Source organism: Oscillatoria nigro-viridis PCC 7112 (genome assembly GCF_000317475.1).
Lineage (GTDB): Bacteria > Cyanobacteriota > Cyanobacteriia > Cyanobacteriales > Microcoleaceae > Microcoleus > Microcoleus nigroviridis.
The window spans coordinates 7,063,633-7,086,232 of sequence record NC_019729.1 but is presented as its reverse complement, the minus strand read 5'-3'; the positions used below and the strand labels follow the sequence as shown (position 1 = coordinate 7,086,232).

Annotated in this window: 12 protein-coding genes; 5 read left to right on the top strand and 7 right to left on the bottom strand. The window is 46.5% G+C overall.

Annotated features, from left to right (window positions below; translation table 11 throughout):
- Window positions 1–16: 16 nt before the first annotated feature.
- Window positions 17–1,483, bottom strand: coding sequence for a tetratricopeptide repeat protein (locus OSC7112_RS29355; protein WP_015179315.1), 1,467 nt, complete (start codon window positions 1,481–1,483; stop codon window positions 17–19).
- Between the two features lie 363 nt (window positions 1,484–1,846).
- On the opposite strand from OSC7112_RS29355, the gene OSC7112_RS29350 reads away from it, so the two are divergent.
- A complete protein-coding gene (locus OSC7112_RS29350) occupies window positions 1,847–3,454 on the top strand; it encodes an NB-ARC domain-containing protein (RefSeq protein ID WP_015179314.1) in 1,608 nt (535 codons plus the stop codon).
- A 540-nt stretch (window positions 3,455–3,994) separates the two neighbouring features.
- On the opposite strand, the gene OSC7112_RS29345 is transcribed toward OSC7112_RS29350, so the two are convergent.
- A complete protein-coding gene (locus tag OSC7112_RS29345) occupies window positions 3,995–4,975 on the bottom strand; it encodes an ABC transporter ATP-binding protein (protein ID WP_015179313.1) in 981 nt (326 codons plus the stop codon).
- A gap of 110 nt (window positions 4,976–5,085) precedes the next feature.
- Between OSC7112_RS29345 and OSC7112_RS29340 the strand changes: the two genes are divergently transcribed.
- Window positions 5,086–5,292 carry a hypothetical protein gene (locus OSC7112_RS29340; RefSeq protein WP_015179312.1) on the top strand — a complete coding sequence of 69 codons (207 nt, stop codon included), beginning with the start codon at window positions 5,086–5,088 and terminating at the stop codon, window positions 5,290–5,292.
- 153 nt (window positions 5,293–5,445) lie between these two features.
- The gene (locus OSC7112_RS29335; protein WP_083888216.1) at window positions 5,446–5,958 is read left to right on the top strand and encodes an ARC6/PARC6 family protein; all 513 of its coding nucleotides are present in this window, start codon (window positions 5,446–5,448) and stop codon (window positions 5,956–5,958) included.
- Window positions 5,959–6,068: 110 nt separating this feature from the next.
- Here OSC7112_RS29335 and OSC7112_RS29330 read toward each other — a convergent pair whose 3' ends face one another.
- Window positions 6,069–6,998 (bottom strand): phosphoribulokinase, encoded by a 930-nt coding sequence (locus OSC7112_RS29330; protein ID WP_015179311.1) that lies wholly within the window; start codon window positions 6,996–6,998, stop codon window positions 6,069–6,071.
- A 633-nt stretch (window positions 6,999–7,631) separates the two neighbouring features.
- Between OSC7112_RS29330 and OSC7112_RS29320 the strand changes: the two genes are divergently transcribed.
- The gene (locus OSC7112_RS29320; RefSeq protein WP_015179310.1) at window positions 7,632–8,765 is read left to right on the top strand and encodes an adenylate/guanylate cyclase domain-containing protein; all 1,134 of its coding nucleotides are present in this window, start codon (window positions 7,632–7,634) and stop codon (window positions 8,763–8,765) included.
- A gap of 88 nt (window positions 8,766–8,853) precedes the next feature.
- Here the strand turns inward: OSC7112_RS29320 and OSC7112_RS29315 are convergent, their stop codons facing one another.
- Complete coding sequence (locus OSC7112_RS29315; protein WP_015179309.1) at window positions 8,854–10,497, bottom strand: YcjF family protein; 1,644 nt, start codon at window positions 10,495–10,497, stop codon at window positions 8,854–8,856.
- A gap of 98 nt (window positions 10,498–10,595) precedes the next feature.
- On the opposite strand from OSC7112_RS29315, the gene OSC7112_RS29310 reads away from it, so the two are divergent.
- The gene (locus OSC7112_RS29310) at window positions 10,596–10,790 is read left to right on the top strand and encodes a hypothetical protein (RefSeq protein ID WP_015179308.1); all 195 of its coding nucleotides are present in this window, start codon (window positions 10,596–10,598) and stop codon (window positions 10,788–10,790) included.
- 281 nt (window positions 10,791–11,071) lie between these two features.
- Here OSC7112_RS29310 and OSC7112_RS29305 read toward each other — a convergent pair whose 3' ends face one another.
- Genes OSC7112_RS29305 through OSC7112_RS29295 form a run of 3 tightly spaced genes read right to left on the bottom strand, consistent with a single transcriptional unit; the run spans window position 11,072 to window position 21,586 of the window.
- Window positions 11,072–12,205 carry a hybrid sensor histidine kinase/response regulator gene (locus OSC7112_RS29305; RefSeq protein ID WP_041622794.1) on the bottom strand — a complete coding sequence of 378 codons (1,134 nt, stop codon included), beginning with the start codon at window positions 12,203–12,205 and terminating at the stop codon, window positions 11,072–11,074.
- Window positions 12,206–12,262: 57 nt separating this feature from the next.
- Window positions 12,263–13,339, bottom strand: coding sequence for a hybrid sensor histidine kinase/response regulator (locus OSC7112_RS29300; RefSeq protein ID WP_015179307.1), 1,077 nt, complete (start codon window positions 13,337–13,339; stop codon window positions 12,263–12,265).
- 9 nt (window positions 13,340–13,348) lie between these two features.
- Complete coding sequence (locus OSC7112_RS29295) at window positions 13,349–21,586, bottom strand: PAS domain S-box protein (RefSeq protein WP_015179306.1); 8,238 nt, start codon at window positions 21,584–21,586, stop codon at window positions 13,349–13,351.
- Window positions 21,587–22,600 lie beyond the last annotated feature (1,014 nt).

Below are 22,600 nucleotides of genomic sequence, written 5' to 3'. Positions count from 1 at the left end.
ACACTTAAAATGCCTGTTAGAACCAATGATATTCACCAAAGTTCATCACATCATTCTTGTTGGCAGCTACCACTGTAGTTCGTGCGATTTTCTCGTGCATAAATAAAGCCGAACCAAAAAATGTTGGCATGACTTCTTTACTGGTGACAAAAAATAAATCCCAGAAAATTCTGAGCCCTATAAGCATGAGCCCAACCGTCATACCAATGGCTGCTGCAACACCGCTTCCCATTTGTCCCAAATGTCCGAACATGGAAAACACAATGATTAGACCAAATACCAAGTAAGCTAAAAAGAAATTAAACGGTTTAATGATGGCTCTAGTAATTAACTGACCTAAGCTGGGAAGTCTCTGATCGTCACTGACAATTTGCATCCCTAATAGACGTTTAATGAGGTCTTGACCGCAATTTTTATATGCTAGCCATACCCAAGAATAGCCCCAAATTGCTAAGGCAACTATGACACCCCCAATAGTAGCTAACTGATTAGTACCTCCGTCAATAGCCATTAATGCAAATCCAGGAGATGCCAAAACTCCATCAAGTGAAAAGCCAAATAACCGATAATAAAAATTGACTCCCAACCACCGTCTTACCTGTATAGAATTAGAACTGAGCAAGTCTAAGAGTTCAAGATTATTGCCTGCTAGTTTTTGTGCTTCGTCAAAATCTCGTTGAATTTCTTTCAAGATTTTGCGAGCTTGTCCTTGTTTGCCAGAATTTGCGAGTTCAACCACTTCCGAAATTCTTTCTGAGGCTCGGTCATTAATCACAATTGCCATGAAATAACGAGCCGTTGAATTAGAAGGTTCTTGGCTCAATACTCCCTTGAGCAGTGCTTCTGCATCTGCCCAAATTTCATGACCTATGTAGATACTAGCTAAATTTAATTTGTAACCAGAATTATTTGGCTCTAGTTGAATAGCTCGATGAAGCTGAAGAACTGCTTTATCCCATTGCTCATCGGCCGCTAAGTATTCACCAGCATCAGCATACAATTCAGCTTTTTGGGGATTACACCGAATCGCTTGTTCAGCAGCACTAACAGCAGTCCTGTACTCTTTACAATAGTAATTGGCACGGGCGTATACTTCCCAAGCTAAATAGTCATTGGGCGTGTGTTGAACTAACTTTTTCCCACCTTCTACTGCATCGCGATAACGTCCATCATCAATTAATTGCCACAGTTCTAGCAGGGTTGGTATAGCTGCTGCGGCTGCTACCTCAAAGGGAGTCGCAGTCTGTTTCCACTCAGCTAATTCTTGGTCATATTTCGCCTTAGCATCAGGATCGAGAAGTATTTTTTGAGCTTTAGGAATCAAAGCTTGGCGCTGTTCAATTTCTTCGCGTTTTTTACCCGTAGCAACATTAATGCGACCTTGGTTGCCACGAAAAGCATTTTTTAGTGCTTTTCGGAGTCTGTCCGTGTCCCACCCAGGTTCGAGACTTAAAAGTTGGTAGTAGTCAACAAATACATCCATTGATAATCTCCTCACAAATATAGTTGCGTCAAAACCAGCAAAGCCCGCCTAGCAAGCTTTCCTAAATATCTATCAGGACGTTCCTCTGCTTTTTATGCAGATCGCCCTATTTTTGTAACAAAACTTTACATTGCTCCCAAGAGCAGATAACCTGTATGCCCGATCGCCCGCCAGATGCACCGTCAAACGTAGCTGACAGCCAAACACATCATTTCACAATACTCCAAAATCCTGAATCTTTATCGGCTAAACGGCTCACAATTTGGCTCAACATAAAAGGCTCATTTGGCTCATTTGGCTCATTTAGCTCACCAAATCATGTAACATTATTTACTAAGGCAGAGTTTCCGTAGAGGAGTAGCAATGGCAGGTTTGCTTAGAGCATCCGAAGAAGGGCTAAAAATCATTGACATGGTAAGACGCAATCTCGGATGGAATAAAGCAGATGAGCTCTGGTGTCAGGCTGCTCTCACTTCAAAAGCAACTTTAAAGCGATTTTGGACGCAGCAACCAATTAGAAGAGAGACTTTTATACACATTTGCAAAGCTGTAGGTGTGAAAAACTGGCAAGACATTGTTGCGCGGGAAATTCAAGAACCAGAATTACTTTTAGCCGCCGCGATCGCAGATATCCCCCAAGACAACCAAACCGATCGCACTTTCCCCCTCCCAGAAAACTTACCCCCCGTCAGAAATTGGGTACAGCGCACCAAAGAAATCGATATCTTAAAAACTACGATCGTTAACTCAGATATCGCAGCCATCTCAATTGTCGGATTACCAGGGATCGGAAAAACCTGCCTCGTCAGCCAACTAATTCGTCAACTCCACACAGAAAATACCCCCTTCACCTGCGCCGCTTGGCAATCCTTGCAATCCGCAACTGGCAAAGCACCCCCCTTCGATCGCACAATTGACTCCCTGCTATTCACCCTCTCCAACGGCGACATTACCGCAGCCGTCAATGCTCAAAATGACTGCGGCAAAAAAACCGAAAATCTGCTCAAAATCCTCAGAGAAAAACCTTGCTTGCTCGTTTTCGATCGCGCCGACACACTTTTGAAAACAGGAGAAGCAAAAGCGGCTGGTTATTTCGCCGAAGATTGTGCAGAATATGCTTGGTTATTCAAACAACTATTAGAAACAGAACATCAAAGCAAAATTATTTTCACCAGTCGCGAAAGCTTAGCCGAATTGCCGCCAACAGTCACCCGCGAAATCCAGCTAAACGGATTGGATCGAGATGCCGCCGTTGCCCTATTGCAATCTTTTAATCTGACTGCGAATGCAGAGGAATTAGCCGAAATGGGCGATCGCTATTCAGGACATCCCAAAGCCTTACAACTCGTCGCAGCCTTGATACGAGATGATACCGAGTTTCAGGGAAATGTCTGGATTTTTCTGCACCAGAGAGACTGGTTGCTGATTCGAGATATTGAAAGATTAATTGATAAAATCATAGCACGTCTGGGCGACGGCGAGCAAACTTGTCTCAGCCGAATTTCAGTCTATCAAACCTCAGAATATCCGCTATCTTTTGCCGGAATTAGCGCTCAAATGCCAGAAGTTAGCAAGTATGAACTTAAGGAAAATATTATTCAGGCACTCAAGCGCAGGCAATTGCTATATTACGATCGCCACCTCAAATCCTATCACTTGCATCCCCTAGTCCGAGAAAAGGGCGAGTACCTGCTAAATCAAAACCCTGAAAATCTCCGTACAGCACACAGCAAAGCCTATAGTTATTATATTAGCATTCCCCTCAAACCTGAATCTGAATGGCAAAATATCGAGGATATCAAGCCGTTAATCAGAGCGCACTACCATGCTTCTCAAGCAGGAGATTTAGATGCAGCAAATGCGATTATTTCTGAAGTCTATGAGTATTTGCGGCAGTGGAATTGTGCAGAGTTAGTATGTGCAAATCTACCGTTGCCATTGTTAACCGAGGTAAAAAACATAACTTTGTAGGGGCGGGTTCACCGACAATAATTGCCAAAAACCTACAAGCTCATAAACCCGCCCCCGCGCCACCATCAATCCCAATCTACCTCTTTCAAAAAAATAACTATAAAAACCTGGAGGGCGGGTTTATTTAACCTGTCTGCACCCGTTTAAGCTGTTGGTGAACCCGCCCCTACAGGATGTATGAAAATGGTGCATAATGTGAGATTAAACTGATATATTGCACTATTTTTAATAACTTTGTATGGAGGGTTCACCGACAATAATTGCCAAAAACCAACTATCTCGTAAACCCGCTCCCGCGCCACTATAAAAACCTGGAGGGGCGGGTTTATTTAACCTGTCTGCACCCGTTTAAGCTGTTGGTGAACCCGCCCCTACAGAATGTATGAAAATGGCGCAGAATGTGAGATCAAACTGATATATTGCACTATTTTCAATAACTTTTTAGGGGCGGGTTCACCGACAATAATTGCCCAAAACCAACAATCACGTAAACCCGCCACCGCGCCACCATCAATCCTAATCTACCTCTTTTAAGATACTTCAACCACTAGAATAAATCCCTCTTTCTTGCAGTTGCTGCATAAAAAACTCTTCCAAAGTAGGCTTAGCCAAATTCATGGCAATTAGCTGCCCTCCCGTACCGCTCAGACTAGAAATAAACTCCTTCGGCTCGCCCTGCAAATGACCGTACCACAAATCATTATCAACTTCCATATCCGGTATCCATTTTTTCAGGATATTCAAGTGGCCACCCCTACCTTCAACCCGGTAAGTTTCAGTATTACCCAAGAGTTCGTCGATCGCACCCATGCAGATTAACTCACCCTTCGCCAAAATTGCCACTCGATCGCAAATCTTCTCCACATCAGACAATATATGCGAATTAAAAAAAATCGTTTTTCCTTGATTTTTTAGCGATAAAATTATCTCCCGCATCTGATAGCGTCCCATCGGATCTAAACCAGACATCGGCTCATCCAAAAATACCACATCTGGATTGTTAATCAAAGCTTGAGCCATGCCGATCCGTTGCAGCATTCCCTTAGAATACTGGCGCAACTGTTTTTTAATTGCCGCCGATTGAGATAAGCCAACTAAGTCTAGCAAATTCGGGATTCGCTGCCGCTGAATCGAGGGGGGAATTTGAAATAAGCCCGCCGCAAATTGCAAGAATTCCCAGCCCGTGAGATAATCGTAAAAATAGGGATTTTCTGGCAAGTAGCCGACTCGCTGCTTCACAGTGCGATCGCCCAAAGGCTTCCCCAAAAGCAGCGCCCGCCCAGAAGTGGGGCGCACTATACCCAGCAAAGTTTTCAACAGCGTAGTTTTCCCGGCTCCATTTTGCCCTAACAACCCGAAAGTTTCCCCCTCGGAGACAGTCAGAGTGCAATTTTTGAGCGATTCAATTTTTTCATTCATCCAGAAGCCGGTACGGTAGAACTTCCCCAGATTAAATGTTTCCACCACAGGGGTAGCTCCGGGCATCTCGGTGGAAGTTGGCGCATCTATAAGAGGTTCCATTTTCGTAAGCGAAATAAGTAGCACCTGATTATATTCTATGGCATAAGTTAAGTAATAATTGCTCTTTTTAATGTTAAACTAATATTAGCTGCACTTAAAATTTGCTGAATATGGATCGTTCAAAACTTATTGCTATTATCACTGGGGTGATTTCTATAATTTTAGCAGTTGCCTACCTGCTGCTCGTCACCCTCCTCGACTTCCGAGGCGAAATGCTGCCCGCACCTCAAAGTCAGTTGCCAGTCTCCATGCCACTTCAGCAATTAGGCACTGCTAACCCGACTTGGCGATCGCCCGGGATTTATTCTCACTCGTGAGAAAAGAATACAATTAAAATTCCGAAATTTCCCTAGCACATGATGTAGACAAAATTACCGATCGACTCACGATAGGTTGAGATCGTCGGCTAATAATTGTCACCTATATTTGGGCTAAATAAAGTCAATTTAGCATGATGGAGGACTTGAGATATGAAACCGATCATTCTAATCGCTATCTTAACTCCTTTGTGGTTGACTCCGCCCGCGAAAACGGAAAATATTACTTGTCCCAGACAACCGATTGCAACAAATTACTGCAAAGATCGTATTAGTCAAGCTCAGAATATTACTCTCGGACAAGCTTCGGATTTAATTAGCAAGTGGTTGGAGGCCAAGCAGAAAATATTTGCTCCTCCATTCGATCGCCAATTGTTGGCTAAAATGACTACAGGTATTTTGTATGCCGATACAGTCAAAGGGATAGACTATCTGAGCAACAGCAATTCTCAGTACAGATACGGTGTCCAAAAAGTTGAATCCGTCGAACGCTTTGCAGCATCTGGGAACAAAGCCACTATTGAAGTCAGAGTCACCGAAGATGCCACAGTTTACCGAAATGGCAAAGTCGATAGTAGCAGTTTCAATACTAAGCTAGTTCGCTATACCTTAGAGTATTGGGATGGCATCTGGAAAATTGCCGACTCTCAAATTATCAGTCATTAGTCATGAGTTAGTTGTTATTTGTTACTAATGAGAATTAGTAAGTGCTAATGGTGAGTGGAACTAATGACCAACTAACAACTAACAACTAACAACTAACAACTAACAACTAACTAATAGACATGAATTGCTTTCATCATGTGATATGCAACTAGCAACTGCGTCAAAGCTAGCGGGTAACTTTGCAAAACTTCGCCAGTCGTGCCGATAAGTTTGCCAATTTCCGGGTTGCCTTGGGCGGTGCAAAATCCCCGCAGGTGCGGCAACTCGCTGCACAAAATCATTTCTAGTTCGTTTACTTGCTCGCTGGTAGCGTGGGAGTCTACTTCCAAAACGTCAACAGGTTTGCCCATATCCCGATCGAGTCCCAAGCGAATTGCAGGTTGAAAACTATCGCTGCCTCGACCTAAAATCTCAGTAAAATCAGGGTGAGGAATTGTCGGTCTGAGCACTAAACGGACGCTCAAATTTGATTCTTTGTCTGCTTCTGGCGGGTAAAAACTAACTACAACATCGGCCGATTTGCGCTGAGGGCGAATGAAGTCTTCAGAATCCGGTTCCCGCTTTTGCATTTCTGCCAGCACCTGTTCTTCAGTATAACCGCGCTTCATGACATCGCGCTTAACTTTCCACTGAGTTCGCAGCTCTTCGGGAGGAGCAAGATACACTTTTACGTCGTAAGAATCGCGGATTGTTCGGGTTGCGTAACCCAGCAAACCTTCAACTATTACAAATTTGCTGGGCTTGATGTATTCCGGCGGGTCGAATGTACCTGTCGTGTGGTTGTAGATAGGTTTGAGAATTGCTTGTCCGGTACGCAGCAGGCTGAGGTGCTGCTGCATGATGTCGAGGTAATTGCAGTCGGGATGCAATGCTGTGATTCCGATTTCGGCCCGCTGCTTTCTGTCGTAGCGATGATAGTCGTCAGTGCAAATCACAGTGACATTTTCTGGCCCCAATACTTGGGCAATTCCCCGCGTCAGGGTGGTTTTGCCCGCTGCGCTGTCTCCGACAATACCGAGAATAATTGGTCGATCGCTCATTGTTTTTACCCGGACGCACAATAGCAAATTTTGTTGTCAATCTTAAATCTTATCAAAATTGTGTTCGATCCGATCGCTCGGATGGTTTGACTTGCTCCCCCCGAAGTCTCCCCCATGTGTAAAATTATTGTAAAATTTCTTAATATAATGCGGCACCGGACACTCAGGGAACATCGGATTAACAAATCACGCCCATTTCTCAACCGCCCAAGAGGTCGATCGTACTTTTGAATCCACCTCCGCGTCAGAATTTCGGAAAAATTCTCCCTGCAAAGTGTCCGGGTAGTCTCTTTTATCTTTTGTAGTGCAAATTGCAGCGGTGGGGTTTGTGGGATATTTTGGTCTCAAAACCGGCCGCAAGCAGTGAATCAATTCGCCAGTCAATCAATCGACGCCCAGACCGATCGAATTTATCCGCAATATGAAGTTTTAGCCCCAGCTTTCGCTGTTTTGACAAATTAGTATAATAAATTTGAGTTCAGGAGGCAATCATGCTCTCACAAACCTGTTTTTTTTCTCTTGCTTGCCTTCGATAATGCGTCTTTCCGTGAAAAAAAAATAGGTTTGGACGCACCCCTGCGTAACTTATAAATTTAAACAAATTTTAAGTTTAAATAAGCCCGTAGCAAGCCGATGAATCAACCATCTTCCGAAAAATTAAGGGGCAGTATTTTAATTGTGGACGACAGTCTTAACAATTTATTGTTACTGGAGCTGATCTTATCCAGGAAAGGCTATAAAGTAGAAGCCGCATCTAGCGGTCAACTGGCACTCGATTCTGTGGATTTGGCTCAGCCCGACTTGATTTTGCTAGATATTATGATGCCCGATATGGATGGCTATGAAGTTTGCAGTCGCTTGAAAGCGAGCGATCGCACTCGCGGCATTCCCATTATTTTTCTGAGTGCTGTGGTACAAGCTTCTGAGAAGGTGAAAGCCTTTAAGGCTGGCGGCGCGGACTACATTACTAAACCTTTTCAAACCGTAGAGGTGATCGCTAGGGTAGAAAATCAATTGCGGCTGCGGGAACTAGAGTTGCAACTGAGGGATAAAAATCTGATGTTGCAGCAAGAAATCGCCTATCGGGAACAGGCTGAAATGGAAACGCGGTTGCTGTTAGAAACAACCAAGTCTCAGAAACAAAAAATTGAAGAATTGCTATTAAATATTTTGCCTAAAGCGATTGCAAAGCGCTTGCAGGAGAAACAAAGCATAATTGCTGACAGCTTTTCGGATGTCAGCGTTTTATTTGCCGATTTGGTGGGATTTACGAATTTTGCATCTCAAAGAAGTGCGGTAGAAACGGTGAACGTTTTGAATCAAATTTTCAGTCAATTTGACGAGTTGTCGTTACGGCACGGTTTGGAGAAAATCAAAACTATGGGTGACGCTTACATGGTAGTTGGCGGTTTGCCCGAACCGCAGGAAAATCACGCTTTTGCGATCGCCCAAATGGCACTGGATATGCAAGCTGCTGTCGCTAGCTTCAATGTCCAAAACAATCACAACTTTAGTCTCCGCATTGGGATAAATATTGGTGCGGTGGTGGCGGGAGTCCTTGGTTTAACTAAATTTAGTTACGATTTGTGGGGGGATACAGTAAATGTTGCTCAGCGGATGGAATCAAGCGGTATTCCGGGGGAAATTCAGGTAACTGCTGCGGTTTACGATCGTTTAAAAGATAAATTTTTGTTGAAAATGCGCGGTGCTGTTGAGATCAAAGGTAAAGGAGAAATGATGGTTTATTTGTTGGTAGGGAGAAATTAGTTATGAGTCAGTTGTCAGTTGACAGTTGACAGTTGACAATTCCCAATTCCCCATTCCCAATTCCCCATTCCCAATTCCCAATTCCCAATTACCACTCATCGTTGCGTTTGTTGCTGTAAGTTTCCCAATCGTCGTATTGCGGCCGCTGATACAAGGGTTCTGGTTCTATTTCTGATTCCAATTCGGCTGACATTTCTAATTCTGGTTCCGATTCCTGCTGATAAATGTTCAGAGGTTCGACAACGCGGGCGATCGCATCTTTGACAAATGCTTTGACAAACTCGTCTTTCCGATTTAACTGAAACTGCCTTTGCACGACTTCGGCGATGCCGCCGTCGCCCCAATCTTGGTCGTGGCGGAAATATTCAATAAAACTTTTACCGGCAATTCTAGTTAAATAAGCGGCGCTGACTGCTTGAATTGCTTTGCCAAGTACAAACCCCGCTACGCTTAACTGCAACGCCCTTGACACTACTTGAATTACACCTTCAACTATTCCCAAACTTGCTAGGGTTTTTGCTAGAGACAATGCCAATTCTTTCGCGCGATCGATATTTAATTCGCAGCCGTAAATCTTGGCAATTTCTACTACCATTTGAGCGTTAACTGCTGCTGTCGCTAACAAATCCACAACGGGCAAAGGCGTAACAGCAATTACTCCGGCTCCGATCCACTGAAATCGCTCTACTGCTTTATCAGCTTGCCGCCTTCTTTGAGCGTCAATTAACTTGCGCGCTTGGTCTCCCAAGTGCTGAGATTGCAGCAAAATATTGTCCGCAATTAAGTCTTCGCCTTCGGCTCGCAAAATCGCAGCGACGCGCCGAATTAATGGCATAATATCCGGGTCTGGCTGAAAAATTGTGCCGTCTTCTAGTACAACTTTTTGCGGATTGGCGCTAATCGCTACTACATCCATTGCTGATACAAAACCTTTGACTCGCTGCCGCAGTCTAGTGAGAATTTCATCTCTGTCGGTGTCGGGATAAAGGTCAACTTTATTAAAAACCACGATCGACCTTTTGCCAATTTCTGCCAAAGTCCGCAGCGGTTCGTACTCGGATTTTCGCAAATCGCCGTCCAAAACAAATAAGATCAAATCGGCCCTCGCCGCCAACTGCCTCGCCAATTCCTCTCTGTAAGTCCCCGCAACTCCCGCTTCCAAGATGCCTGGGGTATCGGTAATTGCTAATTCTCGATCGATTCCTTTCAATTTCAGAGTGTAAGTTTCGCCAACTTCGGTAGTTCCCATCGGCGCGCCCACCTGTCCCGCCATCCGCCCCACCAGCGCATTCACAGCGGAAGTTTTGCCCGCAGAACCGGTGCCGAAAACAACTACTCGAACGCTGCCGCGAGCCATGCTAGCTTCAATTTCGCGGGCTCTCAACAGCAAAGCTTGCCGCGCTACTTCATCTTGAATGCGATCGACTTGTTGCCGAATTGCTTTGAGATTTTCCGAAGCAGCTTCACTTTTGACAACAGGAATCTTCGGAGTAATCGGCCGTTTTCCCTTAACTTTCTGGGGGCGTTGCAGCAGCCTAAAATAGTAAACCAGCGCAAAAATTAGCGTTGCCAAAAGTACAATTATCAGGAAAATCAGCAAATTAGCCAGCAGCGGAGAAGCAGACCACGCAACTTGACTGTAAAGCCCTGTTAAGGAACTCACCAGCCCAATAATCAGCCCCAGGGCGAGGCAGAAAGCAGCAATTAAGGTTAACAGGCGCGGCAAAGGCATGAGGGGAGTGGCAAATAAAAGGGCTATGCTTTGATTTTTACATTACCCCGATAGTCATCAGTCATTGCAAACCTAAAATCTCAAATCTAAAATCTCAAATGGCGAAGCGCCCGTTAGCGTTAGCTTTCGCGATCCGAAGGAAAGCCCGCCCCTACGGGGGCTACGCCAACGAAGAGGATCGTACTGCGCGAACCCGCAAATCCCGATTCTGTCGCACTCCGGGCCCGATTGGCGGGGTTTTAGCGCTAGCGGGTGCAGATGGAGTGCGATCGGGCCGGAGTCTGCAATTGTAGCTTGCACGAGAACTAAGTAAGTCTGGGGAAAAATTCACCAGTATGTAACAAAAGATTAAGTAGGCTGATTCGAGTTAAATTTAATAGGTTGTGTAAGGTTGTGTACGGTTTTTTCTTTACCTTCTACCCCATGAATTACCGCAGAAGCAAGCTCTAATTCGGAGTCAAATATTTGTCCTGCTAGTTCATCTTTTTTGATGTGTTGCCATTCCCAGGCAAAGTAAATTTATTCCTTCTCAATCTCCATAAATATGCCACAGGACTTGATATAAAAACTCATGCTAATTGCGGACAATCGGCAGAGTGACGTGTACAGTTGTTTCCTTTTTATAGATACTGGTAATTGAAAACTTTCCTCCTGCTAGTTCGACAATTTTCGTGACAATTTTTAAGCCGATACCGGTGCCCTGTTGCTCATACCTCTTGCGCTCAAACTGCATGAATGCACCAATTTTAGCAATTTGCTCTTTTGTCATGCCCCGCCCCGAGTCATGTACAGATAAATGCAGCATCTCCCCTATGACTTGACTGCTAACTTTAATGGTTGTCTCTGGTGAGGAAAATTTCAGTGCATTATCAATTAATTCATGGAGCAGCGTTGATAGATATCGCTCTGATAGAGCGATCTCCGCTTCCTCAAGAGTTAACAACAGATCGTTGCTACGGTTGGCCTTCTGAGCCTGATATTTCAACTCGGTTTCAATGGCGGAAGCTGAAAATTTAGTTTGGGCAGATTCAATCTTGTGCTGTTGACTTGCCGATAGTTCTAATCCTAAATAAATCAGGAATTTTTTCGTTAATTTTTCTAGGCGACGGGCAGAATCATGTGCCCAGCCTAACATCTCACGGGTTTGGGCGATCTCCATGTTTTCGATCTCGTCCTTGAGCCACCCGATCGTACCTAAGATGCCATTGAGGGGCGTATTCAGTTCGTGGGATAGAGTAGAAGCTAAGTTGCCACGCAGCTCATTGAGGGTGCTTTCCAAGAGATTGATGGTATTTTCTTGGATGTGGTATGAGTTCTGGATACGATCGTACTGTTGCTTGATTCTGAGCATTGAATGCACGCGAGCACGCAGTTCAATAGCATTTACAGGTTTACCGATGAAGTCGTCTGCTCCGGCAGTTAGACAATACGCAAGGTCGGATTTTGAGTTTAATGCTGTCACCATAATGATGGGAACGGCTTGCCATTTTGATATGGCTTTGATTTGCCGACAAATCTCGATGCCGTCTATTCCCGGCATCATCACATCCAGCAAAATAAGATCCGGATCGAATATGTCGAGGGATGCGATCGCTTCTTGCCCGCTGGCAGCATAATGCAATTGATAATCCTGCTCTGATAACAGAATTTCTATCACATCAAAGTTATCCGGCTCATCATCAACAATTAAGATAGAAAATTGAGACATAATTGCCACTCTTTCAATAATGTAAAAAAAAATATAATTTGATGTGATACTCGTCAGCTATGCGGCCAAAGTGATTTCAAAAATGGCACCTTTTGGTTGGTTGCTTCTCACACAAATTTCCCCCCCATGTGCCTCAACGACCATTTTGCAGAAAGCTAAACCCAACCCTATTTGAGAGACATCAGACATCAGATTTCCTATCTCGTATTTCTCAAAAATCTTGTGCCGCAATGTATCAGGAACACCCGGCCCAGAGTCGATAACCTGGATTTTGGCGTTGCCAGATGTGAGGAATTCTACAGTCACTATGATTTGACTATTGGGTGGGGAAAACTTAATGGCATTCGCGAGGAGATTATCCAGCGCTCGATGTATCATGGTGGCATCAACCGAGACTTTCCTACTGGTCTCTTCTGGTAATTGAGCGACGAGCGACTGATTTTTTCTAGCAGCGATATCTTCAAAGTTTGATATGGCAGACTCTATGAGCTCGCACAGATAAACCTCTGTGTAATTGAGACGAGTTTTACCGGCTTCTAGTAAAGCAATTTGCAATAAATCATCAATTAATAGCTGGATTGCTTGTGCAGACGAGTAAATTCTCTCCAGTTGCCTTTGTTGTTTTTCTCTAGGAGACTCTACGCTTTTTAGCAGTTCCAATCCAAGCAACATACCAGCCAGGGGATTGCGTAAATCGTGGACTACCATTTTAACCATATCTTCCCGCAATTTGAGTAAGCTTTGCAGGTCGTCATACTGGTGCTTAATACGCAGCATACAGTGAACTCTGGCACGTAGTTCAATAGCATTTACAGGTTTACTAATGAAGTCGTCAGCGCCTGCTGTGAGACAATGGGCAAGGTCGGATTTTGAGTTTAATGCTGTCACCATAATGATGGGAACGGCTTGCCATTTTGACATGGCTTTGATTTGCCGACAAACTTCGATGCCATCTATTCCCGGCATCATCACATCCAGCAAAATAAGATCCGGATAAAATATGTCGAGGGATGCGATCGCTTCTTGCCCGGTGGCAGCGTAATGCAATTGATAGTCTTGCTCGCTCAAGAGGGTTTCAATTACATCAAAATTATTGGGATCGTCGTCAATGATTAAAACGGATGGTCTGTTCACGGGTTATCTTTACTTAGCTAAAAGTTGTTGAATAGTGCTTGCCAATTGCTTCAGCTTGACGGGTTTGGTGAGGTAATCATTGGCTCCGGCGGCAAGACAACGATCGCGATCGCCAGTCATGGCTAAGGCAGTTAGGGCAACGATCGGCAGATCGACTAAATTTGGGTCGCAGCGAATCTGCTGCATAGCTTCTAGACCATCCATACCAGGCATTTGAATATCCATCAAAATTAGATTGGGATTTTCAGACTTGGCCAGGGCGACCGCCTCCTCTCCATCCTTAGCCAAGAGAATGCGATAGCCTTTAGCTCTCAAGTAGCTCGAAACCGTACTGATATTGGCTTCGTTGTCTTCCGCCAGCAAGATTAAGGGAGAGCCTCCCTGCTGTTCGGGCCCGCTGGGTTCGATGCGGGGTTCTGTCTGGGATTCCACGTCAACAGAGGATGGCGCACAACCAGTGCAGGGAAGGTCGATCGTGAAGCAACTTCCTACACCCACAGTGCTGGTGAGCAACACCTGCCCGCCGTGGAGTTCCACAATGCGTTTCACCAAGGCAAGCCCCAAGCCAGTGCCTGTATATTGACGATTCAGCGCGCCATCGATTTGGATAAAGGGCTGAAACAGTTTGTTGATATGTTCTGGGGCAATACCAATACCTGTATCGATGACGGAAATTCGCAGAGTCTCTTTGACCAAAAAATGGGGTGGGGAATCGGCAGAATCTGGGTCTGCCCGGCGCTGTTGACTGCTAACTTCTAGGGTGATGCGTCCTCCGTTAGGAGTGAATTTGACAGCGTTGTTGAGCAGGTTGATCAAGACTTGGCGCATCCGCCGTTCATCAATCAATAAGTCGGGCAGATTGAGCGGCACTTTAATCTCTAGCTGGATGCGTTTTTGCAGGGCTTGTTGTTTGATAAATGCCAGACTGGATTGACAGAGATGATTGATTGAAACTGGGGTGCAATCGAGCTCCATTTGACCCGATTCAATTTTGGCGACATCCAAAATGTCGTTGATTAACTCTAGTAAGTGAGAGCTACTCCGCTCGATGGTTTGTAAAGCTTTGATTTGTTCTTCGTTGATGATGCCAAAGACTTGCTCTTGTAGCCCCTCGCTCATGCCGAGGATGGCGTTGAGGGGAGTGCGGAGTTCGTGGCTCATGTTGGCGAGGAATTCGTCTTTGAGACGGGTAGCACGGGCCAGTTCTTCGTTAGAGACTGCCAGTTGTTCGTTGCGCTCGGTGAGTTGCTGCTGGGCTTGTTGCCGTTCGGTGAGTTCTTGCTGCAACTGCTTAAATAGGCTAGCTTGTTGAATTGCGATCGCCAACTGGTTGGCAATTTGTTGCAGGAGTTGCGCTTCCGACTCTTGCCATACTCGTTGTTCTCGACAGGCGTGGACTACTAAAACCCCCCAGAGCTTCTTGGTTTGCCCTGGGGCAACCCATCTATGGCTTTCGCTGCTTCGGACTTCTTGCAGGATAGGTGCAACGATTTTGGACTGGACTTGACAAACGGTTGCGTATTCCACCAAGCAATCAGTCCAGATATCGGTCATGACATCGGGGACGATGCGGGGCTTGCCCTGCCAGTACCGGTTGAGGATTTCTGGCGACCACAGTTCGTCCTCCCAGTGATGGTCTTTGAGCGCGGGGAACTCGCTAGACACAGCTTCTTCAACAATTTGACTTCTGCCATCGCCAAATAGCCGGAACACCACGATCCGATCGCCTTGCAAGATTTCTTTGACTTGCTGTGTCACAGTCGCCAAAATTTCGTTAATATCCAACGATTCGCGAATTTGCTGGGCGATTTCTCCCAAAGTTCGCTGCCGTTGCAGTTGTAAAGCGATCGCCTTTTCTGTTTGCTTGCGGATAGCCAGTTCTGATTGTACCTGTTCGTAGAGGTAAGATTGCTGAATGGCGATCGCTAATTGGTTAGCAATTTGTTTAAGTAAATTGATTTCCCACTCTTGCCATTGGCGCGGACGATCGCATTGATGAACAATCAGCAACCCCCAGAGGCTTTGATTCTGAATAATTGGAACTACGAGTTTGGCTCTTACCTGGATGTCTGCGAGGAATTCAACCAAGCAGGGTACGATTGACTCGTTTGCATCTTCGCTATCGTTGAGGGCATAAACTCTTCCTTCGATATAGCGTTCGTAGTTCTCTTCGGGGAAAACCTCTTCTGGGAAGAGGATATCCAGGAGCTTAAGCCTGTTTGGCGAAACAGATTCAGCAATGGCAGTCCCCGTCCCTTCAGGAAAAACCCGATAAACTAGCGTTCGGTCTGATTGCAATATCTGATGGATTTCCTCAACAGTGCTATTGAGAATCTCGTCCAGATGCAGAGATGACCGCATCCGTTTAGTAATCGCTCCCAGCAAACGCTCCTGTTTTGCTTGTTGTTGCAATCTCAGTTCGGCTTCTTTGCGATCGGTGATATCCTGAAACGTGCCTACCAGACCAATAACATTACCCGAGCAGTCTCGCAGGGGAGCCTTGTGGGTTTCGATAAATATTGGTTTACCATTGGGTAGGGTGAGCGTTTCTTCGATCCCTAATATAGCTTCACCCGTTTCCATTAACCGCCGATCCATCGCACAATACTCGTTCGCCTCGACTTCTTCCTGGCAAATATCTAAATCTCTTTTACCTATACTTTCGCTCGTAGATTGCAAGCCTAGAGTTGTGGCAAACTGCTGATTGCATCCTAAAAAAACAGACTCTCGATTCTTCCAAAACACGGAGAGCGGGATGGTATCGAGTACGGTTTGCAGAAACTGCTGAGATTCTTGCAAAGCCTTCTGGGCCTGTTTGCGATCGCTGATGTCTACTAATACACAAATAGTTTGATCCTCTGAGCCTGGAAGAAGTGCGGCTCCGAGCAGGACAGAAATCCGGCTGCCATCCTTACGGTAGTATTCCTTTTCCAAGGACTCGATCTCGCCATCCTGTCTCAGGCGCTCGAACGCTAAAAAATCAGCGGGGAGATATTCGGGGGGGGTCATGGCATCCCAATGAATCATCCCAGCATTTAGTTCCTCCCTAGTGTAGCCAACCATCTGTAAGAAGCGATCGTTGGCATCGGTAATGTTCCCCTGAAAATCGGCAAACATCATGCCGCTCACACTGGACTCAAACACGCGGCGGAAGCGGATTTCACTGCTTTCCCTGGCGAGTTCGGCTTGTTTGCGATCGCTGATATCCGATAAAATTCCCTGGATGCTAATCAATTCCCCTTCAGCATTCATAACGGGTGTGGCGCTGCTTCTCACCCAGACATAATTACCATCTCGGTGGCGGTGTCGGAACTCGTAATCACTTGACTTTTTACCAAATTTGATATTTTTCCGATAACCAGTAACCACCAAAGGGCGATCGTCTGGATGCACCAGATATATAAACGACTTACCAATCCATGCACCCTCCTCCCAGCCAAACATCGTCTTGAATTGCGGTGACACATAAGTGAGTATGCCATCGGGTTCACACGACCAGATCAAATCATTAACCCCTTCTACCAGCCGCCGGAATTTAGCTTCACTCTCTGCTAATTCGGCTTCGATCTGTTTGCGATCGCTGATATCCCGGCATACACAAATCAATAATCCATCGTCTGTGAGGGTGAGGGACAGCCCTTCGGCAAAGGTAGAGCCATCTTTGCGGAGGGCGATCGCCTCTCCCTGCCAAGCGCGATCGCGCCCCAGCACTGGAAAGACTTCCCGCTCAAACCGTTCTAACTCCTGTTGCGAATACAAAAGTTTCCAAGATTTGCCCGAGACTTCTTCAGGGCGTTCGTAGCCAAACAATTCTAGATGGGCTTGATTCAAATAGAGGTAGGTATCTCCTTGGATAATCGCAATGCCGTCGATCGCCGCCTCAATTGCCGCCAGTTGTATTTTTAGGGTTTCTTCGGTTTGTTTGACATCGCTAATATCGGCAAAATAGCCAACAATCTCGATTGGCTTGCCTGCTTCATCTCGCAGCAGACGCAGCTCATCCCGTAGCCAAACGTAGTGACCATCGCGATGCAAAAATCGATATTCATGCTGATGAGTATTGTGTTCAAAGAGATCCGATATATGTGCAAAAACCCTAGGGGCATCTTCTGGGTGAATATGGTTAGCCCAGAAGCCAGATTCCGATAAAAATTCTTCTGCTTTGTAGCCCAAAATGGCTTCGATATTTTTGCTCATGAAGGTTGCGTCATAGTCGCCATAGGGCTTACAGCTATAGATCATCGCGGGACTGGATGCTAGAAGAAATTCGAGGCGTTCTTTCAACAGGCGATTTTCTCGCTCTGTCTGTTGGCGATCGGTAATGTCTTGGATCAGGGCCAGCGAATAGAGATGTCCATCATCACCCGATAGGACAGAGGTGGAAATGGAGATAGTGCGCCGCTGTCCATCTTGACGCTGGATTTCCCTTTCCACGGCGATCGGCTGCATCTGTCTGCAGTTGGCGATCGCCTGTTCTCGATCTTCTAGATTCGGGTACAAGGTTTGATACCACCCCAGACGGTTAATTTCTTCTAAGGTGTAACCCGTAATCGTTTGCATTTGCTGATTCCAGACTGTGAAGCTGACAAAGGGAAACTCCTCAAATTGATGGAAAACGCACAGCCCTTGTACCATGTTTTCTACAATTTGTTGACGGAAAGTATTTTCCTGCTGAAGCGTTGCTTCGGCCAACTTGCGATCGGTAATGTCGAAGCGAATGGCTAGATACTGAAAAGGTCGCCCTTGTTCGTCCAAAAAGGGGACGATGGTGGTGGCAACCCAGTACAGGCTACCGTTTTTTGCCCGATTGCAAATTTCACCCCGCCAAATCTGACTGCTGTTAATGGTGTCCCACAAGTCTTGGAAAAAAGCAGGGGGATGATAGCCAGAGTTGACAATGCGATGGGTTTGTCCGATCAGTCGATCGCGGGAGTAGCCAGAGACTGCACAGAAGCGATCGTTGACGTAGGATATCACCCCTTCGCGATCGGTGATGACCACAATGGCAGACTGATCCAAGGCCTGTTTAAAGGCTGATAATTCTTGAATTAACTGCTGTCGTTGGAGTTCAGCCTGTTTGCGCCTGCTGATATCCAAGTTGACCCCAATCATGCTCTGGGGATTGCCTCGGGCATCTCGCACGAGGACACCAAAGGTTTTAATAAAGTGGAGGCTGCCATCGGGATGCAACACTCGAAACTCGGTTTCAAAATTGGCCTGTCCTAAGACGGCTTGCTGGAGCAAGGTTTCGGTGGCGGTGCGGTCTTCCGGATGTAGCCGGTTTGCCCAAATGTCGTAAGGCAAAGGGGAATCAGATTGTTTTGTGACACCGTACAGTTCGTACATCCGCTCATCCCAAAAGATGGTGTTCTGTACAAGATCGAAGTCCCAACAGCCGATCGCCCCTGATTTGAGGGACAAGGCGAGGCGGTCCGATAGTTTCTGCAGTTCCAATTCTGCACGTTTGCGATCGCTAATATCTTTGGCGATGCCTAAAAAGCCGATAATTTGCTGATTGACATCCTTGAGGGTGCTGATGGATAGCGACACAGGAAATCGAGAGCCATCTTTGCGGATATAGCTCCACTCTTCTTCGCTGACAGGAGCTTGGCGTGCTTTGGCAACAAAAACCTCAAAGGTGGGAGGAATATTTTGCCCTAGTTCGGCAGAGAGTGATGATGCCCGGTCAATTACCTCATTGGCATCGTGGATGAGTAGGGGGGTGGCTTTGCCGATGATTTCTCGAGCACTGTAACCCAGCATCCTTTCGGCTGCGGCATTAAAGGTCTGGATGATGCCAGTTGGGTCTGTGGAGATGATGGAGTAATCAGCACAATCGAGGATGGCGCGTTGCAGGCTGTTGACTTGCCAGAGCTCTTGGGTGCGTTCTGCGACTTTGGTTTCTAGCTGTTGGTTGAGTTGCTGGAGTTTTTGTTCGGCTTGTTTGCGATCGCTGATGTCTGTAGTAGTTCCTACATAGCCGACTACTTGCCCGTCTGCATCCAGTTCGGGAACGGACTGCCCATATACCCAAGCCACAGCACCGTCGGGACGTTGCAAGCGATATTCGAGTTGGAAAGAGCGATTTCTTTGGAGAGATTGCTCGCATTCGGCCATGACCCAATCGCGATCGTCGGGGTGCAGCCCTTGTTTCCATCCTTCCCCGACGGCGGTTTTTGGGGTAAGTCCGCTGATCTGACACCACCAATGGTTAACATAGATGCACTTGCCCAAAGCATCGGCGCGGAAAATCCCCACTGGTACGGCTGCCACTAGGCTAGCGTAGCGTTCTTCGCTTTCTTGCAGGCGGACTTCAGTTCGTTTGCGATCGCTAATGTCGGTAATGGTGCCTATATAGCCGCTCCGATTTCCATTGGCATCGAGTTCGGCGACGCACTGCCCGTAAACCCACGTTACCGTACCGTCGGGACGTTGAAAGCGATATTCGAGTTCAAAAGAGTCGTTGCCTTGGATGAATTGCTCCCATTGGGCAATGACCAAATCGCGATCGTCGGGGTGTATTCCTTGTTGCCATCCCTGTCCGATAGTGCCTCCTGGTCTGAGTCCGCCGATCTGAAAGTAGCGATCGTTGACATAGGTACATAGCCCCTCCGCATCGGTGCGAAAAATCCCCACCGGAGCAGCAGCGGCAAGGGCGGCGTAGCGTTGTTCGCTCTCGATCAGGGTGGCTTCGATCCGCTGTCGCTTTACCAGTTCATTCTGCAATTTTTGCTGGATCGCGGCTTGCCCGAGGGCGATCGCCACCTGCAGAGAAACTTGTCGCAGGAGTTCGATCTCGTCAGTCGTCCAAGAGTGTGGAGCGGCTCGATAACTGGCGATCGTTAATCCGCGCAGTTGTTGCTCAATCACGATCGGCACCATCAGCTTGGCGCGAATATCAAACCCCACTAACATTTCCTGATGGCACTGGGTCATTTCTGCGTCGTAGATATCGTTGATGACGCGAATTCTGCCCTGGCGATACGGTTCAAGCCATTCTGGACTCATGCAAGGATCGCGGGCTTCCCTATAGAGCACCGATCGCCCAGTGTCGGTAATCGCTTCCGCAATCACGGTGCCGCTCAACTCAGACTGAAACTGGTAAATGATGACGCGATCGCACCCCAGAAGCGAGTGAATTTCCTGCACTGTAGTATGCAGAATATCTGACAAATTCAGGGACGAGCGGATCTGCTCGGCAATGGTATTGAGAAGTTGCTCTCGATCGGCCTTTGCTTTGAGGGCGGCTGTCCGAGCTGCCACCTGCTGCTCGAGCTCAACGTTGCGATTTGCCAGCAGCGCCACCTTTTCCGCCTCTAGGCGCACCACCTTCTCTTCCCACTTCTGGACCAGTTTGTATAGCTCCAGCGGGCTGAGGGCTTGCAGCAAACTGGTCTGGGTGACGATGCCCAATAGTTCTCCTAGCTCCCCTGTCACCGCCAACCGACGGATCGATCGCTGCTCCACGATCTGCTGCACAGTCCAGAGCGAATCGTCGGATCTGACGGCAAAAATCGGCGTACTCATTACCGCCTGAGCTAGACAGGTTTCCAGGTTCAAGCCCAAGGCCTGAAATTGCACAATATCCCGCTCGGTGAGAATCCCCACTGGAATTTGTAGCGGTTCAGTAGAGATTCCGCCCGGGTGCACAATCATCACGGAACTGACGCGATGCTCTGCCATAAGTTGGACGATCGTCAGTAGGGAAGAATCTGGCGCAGCACAAATCACTTCGCGGGTCATCACTTCTGCTACCGTACGCAACCGCAGCAGGTCGATCGGTCGAGAGGTTTGGCGCAGACTTTCGTGAGTCACTAGGCCCACTAGGCGATCGAGCTCGTCCAGGATGGGCAAATGGCGAATGTGGTGCTCCCGGAGCAGATTAATCGCCAAAAATAAATCGGTGAAGGCGGACTCGCGGAGGGTGACGACGGGGTGTGCCATTACCTCCCGCATCGCGACATTCTCCAAGCAACGCTGTTGGGCACTGAGCCGCACCACGTCTCGCTCCGTCAGTACGCCGACCAATTGCTCGTTTTCCACTACCAACACGCAACTCGATCGCGCCTCTAGGTGGAGGTCGTCGAGTTGACCATCGGCCGTTCTAGGGGTGTTGCAGAGCGATCGGACGCCGCTCATTTGGGCGATCGCATCCATCACCGTCGTATCCGGCGAAACCACCAAGGGCTCCCGGACGATCGCAGTCCTGAGTTCTATTGGAGTGAGAGCCGTAGTACGCATGAACATGAGTTTATAGGGTTTTATTGCTGATTATTTTTTTAAACACTTCGCCTTAAAAACATGAGCTGATAGCGTAGTCTGGGGTCAGCCATAGTAACGAGAAGAGTTACTTAGCTGCACGACATTCTCTAAATATTATATGTACTTACAGTTCGCTTTTACCTGAAATGACTTAGGAAATTTCTGCTACTCTCAGGTAACGCTATTTCATCATTTTCATAATACAATAAAAACAATGATTAACGCTATTTTATCTGTTTCATCATATTCTAAAAATAGAAAGTCTCCTCCACTCTTTACGACTGTGTGGCAACTCGGAGAACTTGCCGTAATAATAAAAGTTGTTGACGATTGACGATTGCTGTTAATTATACAAAGCATACAAAATGCTCCCCCCAAAGGGGGCATCTCATATTTGTAAAAACACTGATTCTGGCTCCTGACTTCTGACTTCTGACTCTTTTCTCTTGGCTTCTGACTCCTGACTCCTAACTCCTATTTCTAGCGGAGGGCTGCTTTCATTGAGATGCTCCCTCCCCAAAAGTTAGAGTCTGTGAGGTTTTTAATTACTTTCATGTAGGGATTTTATGATATTAAGCGTCAAACACTACTAGCAATATCTAGTGTAGTGGGAGTAAGCAATGAACAAAAACTCTGGCATTTTTTAAGCAAATTACTTGAAAGTTATAACGCTTGGAAGAGGCTAGGTTAAACCCTATTCTAGAAGAACTAGCCGGACGATAACTTTTGATAATTATTGTCGATCGAGTAGCCGATTAAAAGAAAATAAATAAAAGCGATTCTCTGACACTAAGTCAACACTCAAGTAGAATTTAACTAAATCGGGAATCAAAAACCGAAGTCAGTCAAAAAATAAGTGAATACAGAGAATGTTTCTACTGATGCAACTCTATGGGTTGGCGCTATATTAAGGGTATTTTTGACTCAAAAGTCAGATAAAAATCTCTGAAAAATGAGAACAGCGGATGTAGCACAAAAAGTTAAATACACCCGCGCTTG

Coding starts and splice junctions, on each gene's coding strand:
- OSC7112_RS29330 (WP_015179311.1), bottom strand. CDS start 6,998: ATGAGCGATCGACCAATTATTCTCGGTATTGTCGGAGACAGCGCAGCG.
- OSC7112_RS29345 (WP_015179313.1), bottom strand. CDS start 4,975: ATGGAACCTCTTATAGATGCGCCAACTTCCACCGAGATGCCCGGAGCT.
- OSC7112_RS29320 (WP_015179310.1), top strand. CDS start 7,632: ATGAATCAACCATCTTCCGAAAAATTAAGGGGCAGTATTTTAATTGTG.
- OSC7112_RS29295 (WP_015179306.1), bottom strand. CDS start 21,586: ATGTTCATGCGTACTACGGCTCTCACTCCAATAGAACTCAGGACTGCG.
- OSC7112_RS29335 (WP_083888216.1), top strand. CDS start 5,446: ATGAAACCGATCATTCTAATCGCTATCTTAACTCCTTTGTGGTTGACT.
- OSC7112_RS29340 (WP_015179312.1), top strand. CDS start 5,086: ATGGATCGTTCAAAACTTATTGCTATTATCACTGGGGTGATTTCTATA.
- OSC7112_RS29350 (WP_015179314.1), top strand. CDS start 1,847: ATGGCAGGTTTGCTTAGAGCATCCGAAGAAGGGCTAAAAATCATTGAC.
- OSC7112_RS29355 (WP_015179315.1), bottom strand. CDS start 1,483: ATGGATGTATTTGTTGACTACTACCAACTTTTAAGTCTCGAACCTGGG.
- OSC7112_RS29310 (WP_015179308.1), top strand. CDS start 10,596: ATGGCGAAGCGCCCGTTAGCGTTAGCTTTCGCGATCCGAAGGAAAGCC.
- OSC7112_RS29315 (WP_015179309.1), bottom strand. CDS start 10,497: ATGCCTTTGCCGCGCCTGTTAACCTTAATTGCTGCTTTCTGCCTCGCC.
- OSC7112_RS29305 (WP_041622794.1), bottom strand. CDS start 12,205: ATGTCTCAATTTTCTATCTTAATTGTTGATGATGAGCCGGATAACTTT.